Origin of the sequence: Microbacterium paraoxydans (assembly GCF_900105335.1) — a bacterium.
Classification (GTDB): Bacteria; Actinomycetota; Actinomycetes; order Actinomycetales; family Microbacteriaceae; genus Microbacterium; species Microbacterium paraoxydans.
This window is the reverse complement of the sequence record NZ_LT629770.1, coordinates 716,038-731,442: the sequence shown is the minus strand read 5'-3', so window position 1 is coordinate 731,442 and position 15,405 is coordinate 716,038. Positions and strand designations below refer to the sequence as shown.

At 68.8% G+C, this 15,405-nt stretch carries 17 protein-coding genes; 11 read left to right on the top strand and 6 right to left on the bottom strand.

What is annotated here, in order from left to right:
• Positions 1 to 6 precede the first annotated feature (6 nt).
• Both BLU02_RS03750 and BLU02_RS17400 read right to left on the bottom strand, forming a co-directional pair.
• Positions 7 to 507, bottom strand: coding sequence for a hypothetical protein (locus BLU02_RS03750; protein WP_157546996.1), 501 nt, complete (start codon positions 505 to 507; stop codon positions 7 to 9).
• A 230-nt stretch (positions 508 to 737) separates the two neighbouring features.
• A complete protein-coding gene (locus tag BLU02_RS17400; RefSeq protein ID WP_157546994.1) occupies positions 738 to 1,277 on the bottom strand; it encodes a hypothetical protein in 540 nt (179 codons plus the stop codon).
• A gap of 235 nt (positions 1,278 to 1,512) precedes the next feature.
• Here BLU02_RS17400 and rpsA point away from each other — a divergent pair, with 235 nt between their 5' ends.
• From rpsA to BLU02_RS03715, 7 genes are all read left to right on the top strand, one after another.
• Entirely contained in the window at positions 1,513 to 2,967 is a 1,455-nt protein-coding gene (gene rpsA, locus BLU02_RS03745) for a 30S ribosomal protein S1 (protein WP_060921208.1), read from the top strand.
• A gap of 144 nt (positions 2,968 to 3,111) precedes the next feature.
• On the top strand, positions 3,112 to 3,963 hold the full coding sequence (locus tag BLU02_RS03740; RefSeq protein WP_060921207.1) for an ABC transporter ATP-binding protein: 852 nt from the start codon (positions 3,112 to 3,114) through the stop codon (positions 3,961 to 3,963).
• On the top strand, positions 3,960 to 5,000 hold the full coding sequence (locus BLU02_RS03735; protein WP_060921206.1) for an aliphatic sulfonate ABC transporter substrate-binding protein: 1,041 nt from the start codon (positions 3,960 to 3,962) through the stop codon (positions 4,998 to 5,000). The genes BLU02_RS03740 and BLU02_RS03735 overlap by 4 nt, the downstream gene beginning before the upstream one ends.
• On the top strand, positions 4,997 to 5,854 hold the full coding sequence (locus BLU02_RS03730; RefSeq protein ID WP_060921205.1) for an ABC transporter permease: 858 nt from the start codon (positions 4,997 to 4,999) through the stop codon (positions 5,852 to 5,854). The genes BLU02_RS03735 and BLU02_RS03730 overlap by 4 nt, the downstream gene beginning before the upstream one ends.
• Positions 5,845 to 7,851: an acetate--CoA ligase gene (acs, locus tag BLU02_RS03725; RefSeq protein ID WP_060921204.1), complete on the top strand. Its 2,007-nt coding sequence runs from the start codon at positions 5,845 to 5,847 to the stop codon at positions 7,849 to 7,851. The genes BLU02_RS03730 and acs overlap by 10 nt, the downstream gene beginning before the upstream one ends.
• Positions 7,848 to 9,152, top strand: a complete 1,305-nt coding sequence (locus BLU02_RS03720; RefSeq protein ID WP_060921203.1) for an O-acetylhomoserine aminocarboxypropyltransferase/cysteine synthase family protein — start codon at positions 7,848 to 7,850, stop codon at positions 9,150 to 9,152. The genes acs and BLU02_RS03720 overlap by 4 nt, the downstream gene beginning before the upstream one ends.
• Entirely contained in the window at positions 9,149 to 9,721 is a 573-nt protein-coding gene (locus BLU02_RS03715) for a CoA-binding protein (protein WP_060921202.1), read from the top strand. Before BLU02_RS03720 ends, BLU02_RS03715 begins: the two co-directional genes overlap by 4 nt.
• 27 nt (positions 9,722 to 9,748) lie before the next feature.
• On the opposite strand, the gene BLU02_RS03710 is transcribed toward BLU02_RS03715, so the two are convergent.
• Genes BLU02_RS03710 through BLU02_RS03700 form a run of 3 tightly spaced genes read right to left on the bottom strand, consistent with a single transcriptional unit; the run spans position 9,749 to position 11,384 of the window.
• Positions 9,749 to 10,252 carry a hypothetical protein gene (locus BLU02_RS03710; protein WP_060921201.1) on the bottom strand — a complete coding sequence of 168 codons (504 nt, stop codon included), beginning with the start codon at positions 10,250 to 10,252 and terminating at the stop codon, positions 9,749 to 9,751.
• A 23-nt stretch (positions 10,253 to 10,275) separates the two neighbouring features.
• On the bottom strand, positions 10,276 to 10,791 hold the full coding sequence (locus BLU02_RS03705) for a signal peptidase I (protein ID WP_105950021.1): 516 nt from the start codon (positions 10,789 to 10,791) through the stop codon (positions 10,276 to 10,278).
• Positions 10,792 to 10,826: 35 nt separating this feature from the next.
• Positions 10,827 to 11,384 carry a hypothetical protein gene (locus BLU02_RS03700; RefSeq protein ID WP_060921200.1) on the bottom strand — a complete coding sequence of 186 codons (558 nt, stop codon included), beginning with the start codon at positions 11,382 to 11,384 and terminating at the stop codon, positions 10,827 to 10,829.
• A 126-nt stretch (positions 11,385 to 11,510) separates the two neighbouring features.
• Here BLU02_RS03700 and coaE point away from each other — a divergent pair, with 126 nt between their 5' ends.
• Genes coaE through BLU02_RS03685 form a run of 3 tightly spaced genes read left to right on the top strand, consistent with a single transcriptional unit; the run spans position 11,511 to position 14,581 of the window.
• On the top strand, positions 11,511 to 12,146 hold the full coding sequence (gene coaE / locus BLU02_RS03695; protein ID WP_060921199.1) for a dephospho-CoA kinase: 636 nt from the start codon (positions 11,511 to 11,513) through the stop codon (positions 12,144 to 12,146).
• A gap of 3 nt (positions 12,147 to 12,149) precedes the next feature.
• Positions 12,150 to 14,222, top strand: coding sequence for an excinuclease ABC subunit UvrB (gene uvrB / locus BLU02_RS03690; RefSeq protein ID WP_060921198.1), 2,073 nt, complete (start codon positions 12,150 to 12,152; stop codon positions 14,220 to 14,222).
• A gap of 11 nt (positions 14,223 to 14,233) precedes the next feature.
• The gene (locus tag BLU02_RS03685) at positions 14,234 to 14,581 is read left to right on the top strand and encodes a TfoX/Sxy family protein (protein ID WP_060921197.1); all 348 of its coding nucleotides are present in this window, start codon (positions 14,234 to 14,236) and stop codon (positions 14,579 to 14,581) included.
• A gap of 12 nt (positions 14,582 to 14,593) precedes the next feature.
• Here the strand turns inward: BLU02_RS03685 and BLU02_RS17730 are convergent, their stop codons facing one another.
• Positions 14,594 to 14,842 (bottom strand): hypothetical protein, encoded by a 249-nt coding sequence (locus tag BLU02_RS17730; protein ID WP_060921196.1) that lies wholly within the window; start codon positions 14,840 to 14,842, stop codon positions 14,594 to 14,596.
• A gap of 39 nt (positions 14,843 to 14,881) precedes the next feature.
• On the opposite strand from BLU02_RS17730, the gene BLU02_RS03675 reads away from it, so the two are divergent.
• Positions 14,882 to 15,325: a MarR family winged helix-turn-helix transcriptional regulator gene (locus BLU02_RS03675; RefSeq protein ID WP_060921195.1), complete on the top strand. Its 444-nt coding sequence runs from the start codon at positions 14,882 to 14,884 to the stop codon at positions 15,323 to 15,325.
• Positions 15,326 to 15,405 lie beyond the last annotated feature (80 nt).

The window sequence follows — 15,405 nt, the reverse complement described above, 5'->3', positions numbered from 1 at the left end:
AGGTGCTCAGCAGCCCGGCGCCGCGGGTCGTTCTTCGCACGTCCGTGCCACGAGTGCGGTGGTCGCCTCGTAGATGCGGACGCTCCGGGACGGTCCGTCGACGGACAGCTCACCGGACACGGGGAACCACCCTCCGCCGATGTCGACCTCCGCGGTGTAGACGACCACGGTGCTCGTGGAGTACGTACCCCGATGCGCGAAGGTATGGCTGGTCGGTGTCGCCGTGAACGGCGCCTGGCCGAGCTCTTCCCAGGTACGGCCGCCGTCGGGCGTCGTGGCCGTCGTGCCGTCCCCGTGGTCGAAGACGACGCGGACCGGGGTGAAGCGCACCGTCACCGGCCGGTCGAGCAGGGTACCGGTCGCCGTGTGTGTGGCGACCTTCGCCACGAAGTTGGTCGGCATACCTGCGACGCCCGCGTTCCCCGGCTCGGCGGCGGTCGTTACCGGTGCGGGGGCGAACTGTGCGAGATCCTCGATCGTGAGCGCTCGCCCCGCCTTCTTCGTCACCCGCACCCCGTACATGCCGCACGAGCGGCTCAGCGGCGTGTCATCTGTCCGGCACGGTTCGTGCTTTTGTTCTGGTGCGGACAGGGGCTGGCGGTCCGGTCGCGGCGACGGGATGTAAGGGTGCGTTGACGCGGAGACGTTCACGGTCGAACCGTCTGTGCCGGCAAGAAAATCGGAGAAGCCAGGCGAGTCGGCCCCAGAAGCGAACGGCAGCAAAAGCAAGAATGCGACTACAAGCCCGGGCACGGAACGTCCTCAATTGGGTCGGCGGAGTCGACCGTGAGAGCTCCATTCGGATCTGCCAACAGTATTAGCGCTAGGGCGTAAACGCCGGGGCGATCGGGGGAGACCCCTGAACTGCCGTCCTGATTCGTGATCCGGACGTTCGATACATCGAGGCAAGCTGACGCCCGGATGCGTTCAAACGGAGACTCACTCGCTTTCCCCTCGAAGAAGGTGATGCGCGTCTCTCCTGCCAGGACCTGACCCTCTGCGTGCATTCGCGAGAAGTTCTTTCGGTCTGCTGATTCTACGGTCCCGCTGGAAAGCTCGAATAATCGCTCGAAGGTCTCTGGATCACGGGTATCGACGCGATTGAGCGCGTCAATGTACTCGGAGAAGGTGGCCTCGGCGGCGGCGAAGGCTTCTTCTTCGGAGGTGAACGCGGGGGAGGGGGTCGGCGTGGACTCCGGAGCGGGGGTGCATCCGGAGAGCAGCGAGACGCCGAATGCCAGCACGGCCAGGAAACGGAGAGGAGTGGGCGACATCACCGAGCCACCGTATGCGGAATGCGCAGGTCGCCGCGGGCGTTATCCACAGAGCGGCTGCGGGAGATCCGCCCCTTCATCGGGCGACAACTTCTGGTAGCCTGAACTGTCACTCGTGGCGTGTACACGCATGCCCAGGTGACGAACACACCACAATCCACCTGCTGCGAAGCACATCCCGGCCGTGCGCGGCCATGCTCCGCAGCCCGAGTATCCATTCACAAGGACAACCCACTACATGACTACCGCAACGACCGCCCCGGCCACCAAGCAGGTCGCCATCAACGACATCGGATCTGCTGAGGACTTCCTGGCCGCGGTCGAGAAGACCCTGAAGTTCTTCAACGACGGCGACATCATCGAAGGCACGATCGTGAAGATCGACCGCGATGAGGTCCTGCTCGATGTCGGCTACAAGACCGAGGGTGTCATCCCCTCGCGCGAGCTCTCGATCAAGCACGACGTCGACCCCAACGAGGTCGTCAAGGTCGGCGACGAGGTCGAGGCCCTGGTTCTCCAGAAGGAGGACAAGGAAGGCCGCCTGATCCTCTCCAAGAAGCGTGCGCAGTACGAGCGCGCCTGGGGAGACGTCGAGAAGATCAAGGAGAACGACGGCGTCGTCACCGGTACGGTCATCGAGGTCGTCAAGGGTGGACTCATCGTCGACATCGGCCTCCGTGGCTTCCTCCCGGCCTCGCTCATCGAGCTCCGTCGCGTCCGCGACCTCACGCCGTACCTCGGCCAGGAGATCGAGGCGAAGATCCTCGAGCTCGACAAGAACCGCAACAACGTCGTCCTGAGCCGCCGCGCGCTGCTCGAGCAGACGCAGTCGGAGTCGCGCACCACGTTCCTGAACAACCTGCACAAGGGTCAGGTCCGCAAGGGTGTCGTCTCCTCGATCGTCAACTTCGGTGCGTTCGTGGACCTGGGTGGCGTGGACGGCCTCGTGCACGTCTCCGAGCTGTCCTGGAAGCACATCGAGCACGCCTCCGAGGTCGTCGAGGTGGGCCAGGAGGTCACCGTCGAGATCCTCGAGGTCGACCTCGACCGCGAGCGCGTCTCCCTGTCGCTGAAGGCGACGCAGGAGGACCCGTGGCAGGTCTTCGCCCGCACCCACGCGATCGGTCAGGTCACGCCGGGTAAGGTCACCAAGCTCGTCCCGTTCGGTGCGTTCGTCCGCGTCGCCGACGGCATCGAGGGCCTCGTCCACATCTCCGAGCTCTCCAGCAAGCACGTCGAGCTGGCCGAGCAGGTCGTGTCGGTCGGCGAAGAGGTCTTCGTCAAGGTCATCGACATCGACCTCGAGCGTCGTCGCATCTCGCTGTCGCTGAAGCAGGCCAACGAGTCGGTCGACCCCAACGGCACCGAGTTCGACCCGGCCCTGTACGGCATGCTCGCCGAGTACGACGAGAACGGCGAGTACAAGTACCCGGAGGGCTTCGACGCCGAGACCGGTGCGTGGAAGGAAGGCTTCGACGCCCAGCGCGAGGCATGGGAGCAGGAGTACGCTGCGGCCCAGGCTCGCTGGGAGGCGCACAAGGCTCAGGTCGCGAAGGCGGCCGAGGCCGAGGCTGCGGCCGGCGACGACTTCGGCGGCCAGTCCTTCTCGAGCGAGTCGGCCGGCGCCGGCACGCTCGCCGATGACGAGGCTCTCGCGGCTCTGCGCGAGAAGCTCTCGGGCGGCAACTCCTAAGCAACACTCCGAAAAGGGTCGTCACCCCGCCTCACGGCGGGCGTGGCGGCCCTTTTCGTATGCCCGGAAACCAGCGGAACAGCTGCGTGACGCAACATTACGGCCGCATTCGTAACATTCCGGAGCCTCCGACAGCATGGGGACATGACCGCCCTCCTGCCCCCTGCGTCGCGCACCGCTGAGGCCCCGAAGACAACGGGCTCCGCACAGCCTGTGCGCCTCGGCGGCATCGCGCGGTCGTTCCCGCTCGCGCAGGGGCGACGCGAGGTGCTCCGCGATCTCGACCTGGACATCGCCGCCGGGGAGATCGTCGCCGTCGTCGGTCCGTCCGGGTGTGGGAAGTCGACACTGCTGCGCCTCATCGGCGGGCTGGACACCCCCACCCGGGGGACGATCCGCCTGGACGGCTCCGGTGTCGCCGATGTCGACGAGCGCACGGCGATCGCGTTCCAGGAGCCGCGGCTGCTCCCGTGGCGTACCCTCGCGCAGAACGTCGAGCTCGGTCTTCCCCGCGGCGTCTCCCGCGGCGTCGGACGCACTCGGGTCCGCGAGCTGCTGCAGCTTGTCGGTCTCGAGCACGCCGCCGACCAGCGCCCCCGTGAAGTGTCCGGAGGCATGGCGCAGCGCGCGTCCCTCGCCCGGGCTCTTGCCAGGAACCCCGGAGTCCTGCTGCTCGACGAGCCTTTCGGTGCGCTCGACGCCCTCACGCGCCTTCGCATGCACGACCTGCTCCTGAAGATCCACGCGGCCGAGCCCACCACGGTGCTGCTCGTGACCCACGACGTGGAGGAGGCCCTCTATCTCGCCGACCGCGTGCTGCTGCTGCGTACCGTCGGCGACGCGGATGACACGGCGTCGTCCGTCGCGCGGACGATCCGCGTCCCCGGCATCCGCCCCCGAGACCGCGCCGACCGCGGCCTCGCCGACCTGCGCGCCGAGCTCCTCGAAGGGCTCGGCGTCGACACGCACCACCACACCCCCGAGGAGACCCGATGAGCACCATCACCCGCCGTATCATCCCTGCGATCGCCGTCGCCGGGACGATGATGCTCGTCGCCACCGGCTGCGTCGCCGGCGAGAACGCGTCCGCCGAGGCCGAGTCCACCCCCGCCGGGAACGGCGAGTGGTCGGCGGACACGCTGTCCATCGACTTCGCGACCTACAACCCCCTCAGCCTGGTGATCCGCGACCAGGGCATCCTGGAGGACATCCTCGGTGACGACGTCACCGTCGAATGGGTGCAGTCCGCCGGGTCGAACAAGGCCAACGAGCTCCTCCGCTCGGGTTCGGTCGACGTGGGATCGACGGCGGGCTCGGCTGCGCTGCTCGCCCGCGCGAACGGTTCGCCCATCCAGGTGATCGACATCTTCTCCCAGCCCGAGTGGTCGGCCATCGTCGTCGGTCCCGACAGCGACATCACCTCGGTCGAGGACCTCAAGGGCGCCTCCGTCGCGGCCACCAAGGGCACCGACCCCTACTTCTTCCTCCTCCAGGCCCTGGAGGAGGGCGGGCTGTCGCTGGCCGACGTCGAGGTGCAGAACCTCCAGCACGCCGACGGGCGCGCGGCGCTCGACGGCGGTTCCGTCGACGCGTGGGCGGGGCTCGACCCCATCATGGCCGCCGCGGAGCAGGAGTCGGGCGACAAGCTCATCTACCGCAACGTCGACTTCAACACCTACGGCTTCCTCAACGCGACCGAGGACTTCATCGACAACCACCCCGACCTCGCTCAGGCCGTCGTCGACGCCTACGAGGAGGCGCGTGCGTGGGCGCTCGAGAACCCGGAAGAGACGGCCGCCCTGCTGGCCGAGGTCGCCGGCATCGACCTCGAGGTCGCGACCACGGTCATCCAGGAGCGGTCGAACCTCGACGTGAACGGCGTCCCCGGTGACGATCAGCTCGCCGTGCTCGAGAAGATCGCCCCGGTGCTCGTCGAGTCCGGCGACGTCCAGGGCGGGCAGGAATCCGTCGACAAGGCGCTGTCCAGCATCATCAACGACACCTTCGCGACGAAGGCGGGCGCAGGCGAGTGACCGGTTTCGAGGATCGGGTGGTCGTCCCGGCGGAATCGCGGGACACACTCGAGTTCGCGAAGGGTGCTCCCCGGCGGGGGACGGGGGGAGCACGGCGTGGTCTGCCGCCCGTCGTGCGGGTCCTCGGGGGCTTCCTGCTCCCGGCCGTGATCCTCATCGCCTGGCAGGTGGTCACGACGGCCGGTCTCATCGAGCCGTACCGACTCCCGGCGCCGGCGTCGGTCTTCCAGGCCGGGGTGGAACTCGCCGAGTCCGGTCAGCTCTGGACCCACATCGCCATCTCGGTCCAGCGGGTGCTTCTCGGGTTCGCGATCGGCTCCGTCGTCGGCCTCGCCGCGGCCGGCATCGTCGGGCTGTCGCGCTGGGGTGACGTGCTGCTCAGCCCGACGCTCGCCGCGGTTCGCGCGGTGCCGTCGCTCGCCTGGGTGCCGCTGCTGATCCTGTGGATGCAGATCGGCGAGGAGTCCAAGGTGACCCTCATCGCGATCGGCGCGTTCTTCCCGGTCTACACGACGGTCGCCTCGGCGCTCCGACATGTGGATCCGCAGCTCGTCGAGGCGGGACGCTCGTTCAGCCTGCACGGATGGTCGCTGTTCCGCACGGTCCAGCTCCCGGCTGTCGTGCCGTCCGTCGTCTCCGGCCTCCGCCTCGCGCTCGCCCAGGCGTGGCTGTTCCTGGTTGCTGCCGAACTGATCGCGTCGTCCATGGGGCTCGGCTTCCTGCTGACGGACTCGCAGAGCACGGGTCGCGTCGACCGCATCCTGCTCTCCATCGTGCTGCTCGCGCTGCTCGGCACGATCACCAACGGCGTGCTCGCGCTGTTGGATAAGTACCTGCTGCGGCGATGGACGTGACGACGACCGAGGCTCGGCTGCGGGAGGAACGGATCTATCCTCCGTCGCCCGCGTTCCTCGACGCCAACGTGACCGCGGACGCCTACGAGCGCGCGGCCGCTGATCCTCTGGCCTTCTGGGAGGACGCGGCGCGCCGACTGGACTGGACCGAGCCGTGGACGGCCGTGCACGAGTGGGACCCGCCCGTCGACGGTGCGGTCCCGGCAGCGCGATGGTTCCTCGGCGGCCGGCTGAACGTCGCGGTGAACTGCGTGGACCGTCATGTCGACGCCGGGCGCGGAGACAAGGTGGCGCTGCACTTCGAAGGGGAGCCCGGTGACCGGGTCTCGGTGACCTACGCCGACCTCCAGCGCCGGGTGGCCCAGGCGGCGCACGCGCTGGAAGGCCTCGGGATCCGACCCGGCGACCGTGTGGTGATCTACCTCCCCGTGCTCGTGGAGACGGTGGTCATCACGCTCGCCTGCGCGCGGATCGGAGCCGTCCACTCCCTCGTCTTCGGGGGGTTCTCCGCAGAGGCCGTGCGTTTCCGGCTCGAGGACACCGGGGCGAAGCTGCTCGTCACCAGCGACGGCCAGTTCCGGCGGGGGACGGCGACCGAGGTCAAAACCGCCGCCGATGCCGCCGCTGGCGGACTGCCGGAGCTCGAACACGTCCTCGTGCTCCGTCGCACCGGACAGAGCGTCCCGTGGACCGAAGGCCGGGACGTGTGGTGGCACGACGTCGTCGACACGGCCCCCACCGCGCATCAGGCGAAGGCCTTCGACGCCGAGCACCCGCTCTTCATCATCTACACCTCCGGCACGACGGGGAAGCCCAAGGGCCTCGTGCACACCTCCGGCGGCTATCTGACGCACGCGAGCTGGGCGCACTGGGCGCACTTCGACGCCAAACCCGACGACGTCCATTGGTGCACGGCCGATCTCGCCTGGGTCACCGCCCACACCTACGAGATCTACGGGCCGCTGTCGAACGGGCTCACCCAGGTCATCTACGAGGGCACGCCGGACACTCCGCACCGCGAGCGGCACCTGGAGATCATCGAGCGCTACGGCGTCACGGTCTATTACACGGCCCCGACCCTCATCCGGATGTTCATGACCTGGTTCGGCGACGAGCTGCCGAGCGGCCACGACCTGTCGACCCTGCGACTGCTCGGCACGGTGGGCGAGGCGATCAATCCGGAGGCCTGGGTGTGGTTCCGCCGGAACTTCGGGCGGGATGAGCTCCCCGTCATCGACACGTGGTGGCAGTCGGAGACCGGGGCCGCGATGATCGCACCCTTGCCCGGCATCACACCCCTGAAGCCCGGCTCCGCGTCGGTCCCGCTTCCGGGCATCGACGTCGCGGCGGTCGACGAGAACGGTGACGAGGTGGCGCCGGGCCGGTCCGGGACGCTGGTCGTCCGGCGTCCGTGGCCGGGGATGGCGCGGACCGTCTGGGGCAATCCGGAGCGCTACCGCGACGCGTACTGGGCCGCGTACGCAGGCGTGGGCGCGCACGGCGGCTATTACGTCGCCGGAGACGGGGCGACCCGGGACGCCGACGGATTCATCTGGATCCTGGGCCGGCTCGACGATGTCGTGAACGTGTCCGGACATCGCCTCTCGACGATCGAGATCGAGTCGGCGCTCGTGGCGCACGAGACGGTCGGCGAAGCCGGGTCCGCCGGTGTGGCGGACCCCGTCACCGGGCAGGCGGTCGTGGCGTTCGTCACCCCGTCCGGCCGGGCGGAGATCGACGCGCACGCGCTTCGCGCTGAGGTCGCCCGCGCGATCGGTCCGGTCGCGAAGCCGAAGCACGTCATCGTGGTGCCGGACCTGCCCAAGACACGCTCGGGGAAGATCATGCGTCGCCTGCTCGCGCAGCTCTGGGATGCCGAACAGGATCGGCGCGCGGGACGCACTCCGCAGGCCCTCGGCGACACGACGTCACTGCAGAACCCCTGGGCCGTCGACGACATCGCCGGCGCTCTCGCCGCAGAATCGAGGACATCATGACCGAGGACCACCGCTTCGGGTTCCGCACCCGCGCTCTGCACGCCGGCGGCACACCGGACGCCGCCACCGGAGCGCGGGCGGTGCCGATCTACCAGACGACGTCGTTCGTCTTCGACGATGCGGCCGACGCCGGGAATCTCTTCGCGCTGCAGAAGTACGGCAACATCTACTCGCGCATCGGCAACCCCACCGTCGCCGCCCTGGAGGAGCGGCTGGCCTCGCTGGAAGGCGGTATCGGGGCGGTGGCGACCGCCTCCGGGATGAGCGCCGAGTTCATCACGTTCGCCGCGCTCGTGGGCGCGGGCGATCATGTCGTCGCCGCCGCGCAGCTCTACGGCGGCACGGTGACGCAGCTCGACGTCACCCTGCGACGGTTCGGCGTGGAGACGACGTTCGTCAGCTCCTCCGACCCGGCTGACTTCGCCGCGGCCATCCGTCCGGAGACCAAGGTCGTCTACGTCGAGATGATCGGGAACCCGTCGGGCGAGATCGCCGACATCGCGGGTCTCGCCGCCGTCGCGCATGAGGCGGGGGTGCCGCTCGTCGTCGACGCCACCCTGGCCACGCCGTACCTCGCGCGCCCGCTGGAGCACGGGGCGGACATCGTCATCCACTCGGTCACGAAGTTCCTCGGCGGGCACGGCACGACCCTCGGCGGTGTGGTCATCGAGAAGGGCACGTTCGACTGGGGCAACGGCAAGTTCCCGCAGATGACCGAACCCGTGGCCTCCTACGGCGGCATCTCCTGGTGGGGCAACTTCGGCGAGTACGGATTCCTCACCAAGCTGCGCTCCGAACAGCTGCGCGACATCGGACCCGCCCTGAGCCCGCAATCGGCCTTCACGCTCCTGCAGGGCGTAGAGACGCTGCCCCAGCGCATCGACGCTCACATCGCCAACGCCCGGGTCGTCGCCGAGTGGCTGGCTGCAGACACGCGCGTGTCCTACGTCACCTGGGCAGGGCTCGAAGGTCATCCGCATCATGAGCGTGCCGCCCGGTACCTGCCGCTGGGACCGGGATCCGTGTTCGCGTTCGGGGTCGCCGCCGAGGACGGCCGCGCCGCGGGGGAGGCGTTCATCGAGAACCTGCAGCTCGCGTCCCACCTCGCCAACATCGGCGACGCCCGCACCCTGGTGATCCACCCGGCCTCCACCACGCACCGCCAGCTCACCGAGGAGCAGCTCGTCGCAGCCGGCGTACGCCCCGACCTGATCCGCATCTCCGTCGGCCTGGAGGACGCGGAGGACATCATCTGGGACCTCGATCAGGCCCTCACCCTCGCGACGGGAGCCCACCGATGAGCGCGACCTCCGCCGGCGACGCCTGCGCCCTTCCTCCGGCCACGGATGCCGCCAGCTGCGCGCTCCCCGCGGTCGTCGAACCGGGCCGCACCTGGACCGGCCCCACGCAGCCGCAGCGGTTCGGACTGCTGCGGCGGGCGCGATCGATCGCCATCGTCGGGGCGTCGGGCAACCCCGCGCGGGCCTCCTACTTCGTCGCGACGTACCTGCTCTCCAGCACGCCCTACGACGTCTATCTCGTGAACCCGAGGGAGACCGAGATCCTCGGGCAGCCGGTGTATCCGTCGTTGAGTGCCCTGCCAGTGCAGCCCGACATCGTCGACGTCTTCCGTCGTCATGACGACCTGCCAGGGGTCGCGCAGGAGGCGGTCGACAGCGGGGCCAAGACGCTGTGGCTCCAGCTCGGCTCCTGGAACGAGGAGGCGGCCGCGATCGCGGAGGCGGCCGGGCTCTCGGTGGTCATGGACCGCTGCATCAAGATCGAGCACGCCCGTTTCCACGGCGGTCTGCATCTCGCCGGCTTCGACACCGGCGTGATCAGCTCCCGGCGGCAGCTGCTCGCGCGCTGAGGGGCGCTCGCTGGGGCCCCGGGGTGCTCACGCGCAGATCGTGTTCGCCGTGCCGCGCTGCAGCGTCACGGGAACCTGGAGGTCGGTGAGGTGCCAGTCGAGGCTGCGGCCGGTGAGCCGCGGCAACGAGGAGCACGTCCATGCGCGGTCGGGCGTGACGTGGCTGCCCGGGAGCACCCCCGCTTCGGTCCAGGAAGTCCATGTCCGGGGAAGGCCCGTCGCCCTCTTCAGATCCACGTCGACCTCGACGTGGTGCGACCCGCCCGGGGCGTTCGTGCTGATGTAGAAGTGGCCGGAGGCGTCGCTGATCTCCTCGTAGCGGATCGCCGTGATCGTGCAGCTGGTGGGAGCTGCCGACGGGCTGCTGTAGGCCTTGCACGTGTTCCCCGCGAACGGCGACAACCATGCCGAGGCGGACGTCATCGTCGCCGTGACCACGGTCCGATCCGTCCACGCCGCGCTGGTGGTCGAGACGATTCCCTGAGCGACGGCCAGGAAGACGAGAGCCATCGCGACAACGAGGCCGGCCACCGGGGAGAACCTTCGTGCGGGTGTCACGTAGCCAGGGGCTTTCGTGCCGGTCGCTCGGCCGGGCTCATCATGCTGAGGCCGAGCAGCCCCAGGAGACCGAGGAACATCGGGACGGCGACCGCCGGCGTGGTCATCCGCATGATGGCGGTTCCCCATCCGGGAAGCTGTACCGCCGGCTTCCACACGTCGCCGGTCACCGGATAGTCGAGCGCGTCGGAGAACTCGTTGTGGTCGCCCTTCATGGTGACCGTGCGCGTGCCGTCGGAGTCCGCGATGGCGGTGATGCGGTGGGTCACCAGGGAGTCGGTCAGCGCGCTCGGCAGGCTGACGACGTCACCGACCTCCAAGGATTCGGCGGGGACCTTCGTGGCGATGAGGAGGTCGCCCGTCATGATCTCGGGTTCCATGGAGCCCGAGATCACGACGAGCGGCTGGATGAGCCCGATCGCCGTGGCGCCCCAGACGACGCCGCAGCCCACGCCCATGGCAGCCAGCGCCCAGAGCACGGGCAGGGCGAGCCGGCGGAGGAGCTGCACCACGGTTCGTCCTTCGTCTCTGCTGCGGGGTTGGGGGGTCAGTTGGTGGCGGTGGCAGAGACCGTGACCAGGATCGTGCCGGTCTTGCCCTGGTTGCTCGTCGGCCAGTCGGCCGGGGTGGTGACGACGAGGTCGAACTCATCGGTCGCCGTGGAGCCGGAGGAGGTCAGCGACGCCGCGAGCCCGGTGATCGTCGCCGTCGGCTTGACCGTGAAGTCCGTCGCCGTGTTACCGGGGGCGTACTCGACGGTCGAGGTGAGTGCGGCGTTGACGGAACTGGCGTTCTTGACCCAGAGCTTGATGGTGCGGGTCTCGCCGGGGAGCAGGTTGGCCAGCTTCTCCGCGGGCACGACGAGCTCGATGCTGTTCTTCGCGGCTGACTCCTTCCAGGTGGTTCCGTCGGTGGAACCCTGGAGGTTGAAGGTGGCTCCTGCGGCCGGAACGCTGAAGAAGGTGTTGTCGGTCCACGCGGCGCTCGTGAGCGCGGCACCGATTCCTCCGGTAGCGAGCACGGCCAGCGCGAACGCCATGATCGGGCGGCGCCGGAAGCGTCGCTCGGTGCGGTCAGGGCGTGCGGGGGCATCCGTGTTCGTCATGGCTTCGACGTTACGCAGCGCACCTCAGGGGACCGTCAAGTCTTCCTCAAGAGGGACCGAAGCTTTCCCGATTGTTCCGCGGCAGCGTCGGGCGCCGCCCTCGGACAGGCGTGGCAGGATGGTCGGATGCCGCTCATCGCTCTCACCGGAGGCATCGCGTCGGGGAAGTCCACCATCGCGAACCGGCTCGCCGAGCTCGGCGCGGTGATCGTCGACGCTGATCGGATCGTGCGCGAGGTCCAGGCGCCGGGATCCGAGGTGCTCGGCGCGATCGCGCGGACGTTCGGCGACGAGGTCATCGCCGGAGACGGTTCGCTCGACCGGGCCGCTCTCGGGGCGACCGTGTTCGCCGATCCGGGCCGTCTCGCGCAGCTGAACGCCATCGTGCACCCTGCCGTGCGCGCCGAGTCCCAGCGCCGTTTCGACGCCGCGTTCCGTGCCGATCCGGATGCTGTCGTCGTCTACGACGTGCCGCTTCTCGTGGAGGCGCGTGTCGATGACCCGTGGGATGCGATCGTCGTCGCGCACGCGCCCGAGGAGGTCCGTCTCGAGAGGCTCGTCGGGCTGCGCGGGATGACGCCGGAGGAGGCGCGCCGCCGGATCGCCGCCCAGGTCCCGGACGAGCGGCGGCTCGCGATCGCCGACGTCGTCATCGACACCGCAGGATCGATCGCGGACACGCTGGCCCAGACGGACGCGCTCTGGGGCCGGCTCCGAGCGCACGGACGCGGCCCCGATGTCGGAGGGGCGGCATACGCTTGATGTATGCAGCCCACCCGCAGTGTCCGCCCCTTCGAGGTCATCAGCGAGTACGCCCCCGCCGGTGACCAGCCGCAGGCCATCGCCGAGCTGGCTTCCCGCATCAATGCGGGAGAGACGGACATCGTGCTGCTCGGTGCGACCGGAACAGGCAAATCGGCGACCACGGCGTGGCTCGTCGAACAGGTGCAGCGTCCCACGCTCGTGCTCGCGCACAACAAGACCCTCGCCGCACAGCTCGCCAACGAGTTCCGCGAGCTCATGCCGAACAACGCCGTCGAGTACTTCGTCTCGTACTACGACTACTACCAGCCCGAGGCCTACGTCCCGCAGACGGACACCTTCATCGAGAAGGACTCCTCGATCAACGCGGAGGTCGAGCGTCTCCGCCACTCGACGACGAACTCCCTGCTGAGCCGTCGGGATGTGGTCGTGGTATCGACCGTCTCCTGCATCTACGGCCTGGGTGCTCCGGAGGAGTACCTGCGCGCCATGGTCGCGCTCCAGGTGGGTGAGCGGTACGACCGCGACGCCCTGATCCGGCAGTTCATCGCGATGCAATACAACCGCAACGACGTCGACTTCTCGCGGGGCAACTTCCGTGTCCGCGGCGACACGATCGAGATCATCCCGGTGTACGAGGAGCACGCCATCCGCATCGAGCTCTTCGGCGACGAGATCGAGGCGCTCTACTCGCTGCACCCGCTCACGGGCGAGGTCATCGAGAAGCTCGACGCCGTGCCGATCTTCCCCGCCTCGCACTACGTCGCGGGCACCGACGTCATCCAGCGCTCCATCGGCACGATCGAGCACGAGCTGGAGGAGCGGCTGAAGGAGTTCGAACGTCAGGGCAAGCTCCTCGAGGCGCAGCGCCTCCGGATGCGGACGACGTTCGACCTGGAGATGCTGCAGCAGCTCGGTTTCTGCTCCGGTATCGAGAACTACTCGCGTCACATGGACGGGCGCATGCCGGGGGAGCCCCCGCACACGCTCCTCGACTTCTTCCCGGACGACTTCCTGCTCGTCATCGACGAGTCCCACGTGACGGTGCCGCAGATCGGCGCGATGTACGAAGGCGACGCCTCCCGCAAGCGCACGCTCGTCGACCACGGCTTCCGCCTGCCGAGCGCGATGGACAACCGACCACTGCGCTGGGACGAGTTCAAGAACCGCGTGGGGCAGACCGTCTACCTGTCGGCGACCCCGGGCAAGTACGAGATGGGCATCGCCGACGGTGTGGTGGAGCAGATCATCCGCCCGACGGGACTGGTCGACCCGGAGATCATCGTCAAACCGTCGAAGGGACAGATCGACGATCTGCTCGAGGAGATCAGGCTTCGCGTGGAGCGGGACGAGCGCGTCCTCGTCACGACCCTCACGAAGAAGATGGCGGAGGAGCTGACCGACTTCCTCGGCGAGCACGGCGTCCGGGTGCGTTACCTGCACTCCGACGTCGACACCCTGCGTCGCGTCGAGCTTCTCAGCGAACTGCGCGCCGGTGTGTACGACGTCCTGGTGGGTATCAACCTGCTGCGAGAGGGACTCGACCTCCCGGAGGTGTCGCTCGTCGCGATCCTCGACGCGGACAAGGAGGGGTTCCTCCGCTCCGGGACGTCGCTCATCCAGACCATCGGCCGCGCCGCGCGAAACGTCTCCGGTGAAGTGCACATGTACGCGGACAACATGACGGACTCCATGGCGAAGGCCATCGAGGAGACCGACCGCCGGCGTGAGAAGCAGATCGCGTACAACAAGGAGCACGGCATCGATCCGCAGCCGCTGCGCAAGCGCATCGCCGACATCACCGAAGTGCTGGCGCGCGAGGGGCAGGACACGGCGGAGCTGATGTCCGGCCGGGGCCGCGCGTCGGGCAAGGGCAAGTCGCCGACACCGAACCTGCGGCGCACCGGGATCGCAGCCGAGGGCGCACAGCAGCTGGAGGCGACGATCCAGGACCTCACCGATCAGATGCTCGCGGCGGCCAGCGAGCTGAAGTTCGAGCTCGCCGGGCGTCTGCGCGACGAAGTGCAGGATCTGAAGAAGGAGCTCCGGTCGATGGAGCGGGCCGGGCACGCGTAGACGGAGACGATATGGACGCCGCAGGAGAGGAACTCGCCGACCGCGTCCGCGCGCTGTTCGGGGCCGACCCTTCCATCGAGGAGCGCCGGATGTTCGGGACCAGGGCGTTCCTCGACGAGGGGCGCATCCTCGTGGGCGCCCGGAAGGACGGGACGCTTCTCGTCCGCGTGGATGAGGAGAACGGGGCTGTCGCCGTGACGCTGCCCGGGGCCGCGCGTGCCGTGATGGGATCACGCACCATGGGGTCCGGCTGGATCGATGTCGCAGCCTCGGCGATCGCCGACGACGCCGCGCTCATGACGTGGATCGATATGGCCCGGGAGTCGGTCGGTGCCGCGCTCACCGATGACGACGCCTGACGCCGAGCGAGCTTACGGGCAGTGCACCAGCGTCTTCGGGCCCGAGCGATCGATCTCGTGCTCGGTCATCGGCGCCCCGCACAGCGGACAGGCCCGTTCCGCGCGCTCTGCGGCGCTGGGCGGGGGCGTCTTCTCGTAGGGTCCGACCGAGGCCGGACCGGCGAGACGCACAAGGTTGGTGTTCACCCAGGTGTAAAGGCCCCCCGCCTCGCGGATGCGGGTGCGAAGAGGAGGGCGGCTGGAGTCGCGTGACATGTTCATTAGTGTACTAATGATTCGTGCAGATGTATAGTCGGGATCGTGACTGACACCGATGATCTGCTCCGGCTCGAGAACCAGCTCTGCTTCGCCGTGGTCACGGCGGCGCGGAACGTCGTCGCGATCTATCGGCCGATCCTCGAGCCGCTCGGGTTGACGCACCCGCAGTACCTGGTGATGCTCGCCCTGTGGGAGCGGTCGCCGCGGACCCTGAACGACCTCGCGGCCGACCTCGCGCTGGAGCCCGCGACTGCGTCGCCCCTCGTCAAGAGACTCGAGGCCGACGGCCTGGTGACGCGCCAGCGCAGCAGTGAGGACGAGCGTCGGCTGGAGATCACGCTCACCAACGCCGGCGCGGCTCTGCGCGCGAGGGCCGTGGACGTGCCGCGGCAGGTGATGGCCGCCGTCGGGATGGGCATCGGTGAGATCGCCGCTCTCCGGGACGGGCTCGGGGCCTTCGCGGGGCGGCGCTCGGACCAGAGCTGATCGGTTCCGCGTCCGGCGTAGAGCGGGCCGCTCGCCGTGACGACTCGAGGAAGCCACCTCGCCGGGAGCCCAAGCGTTGG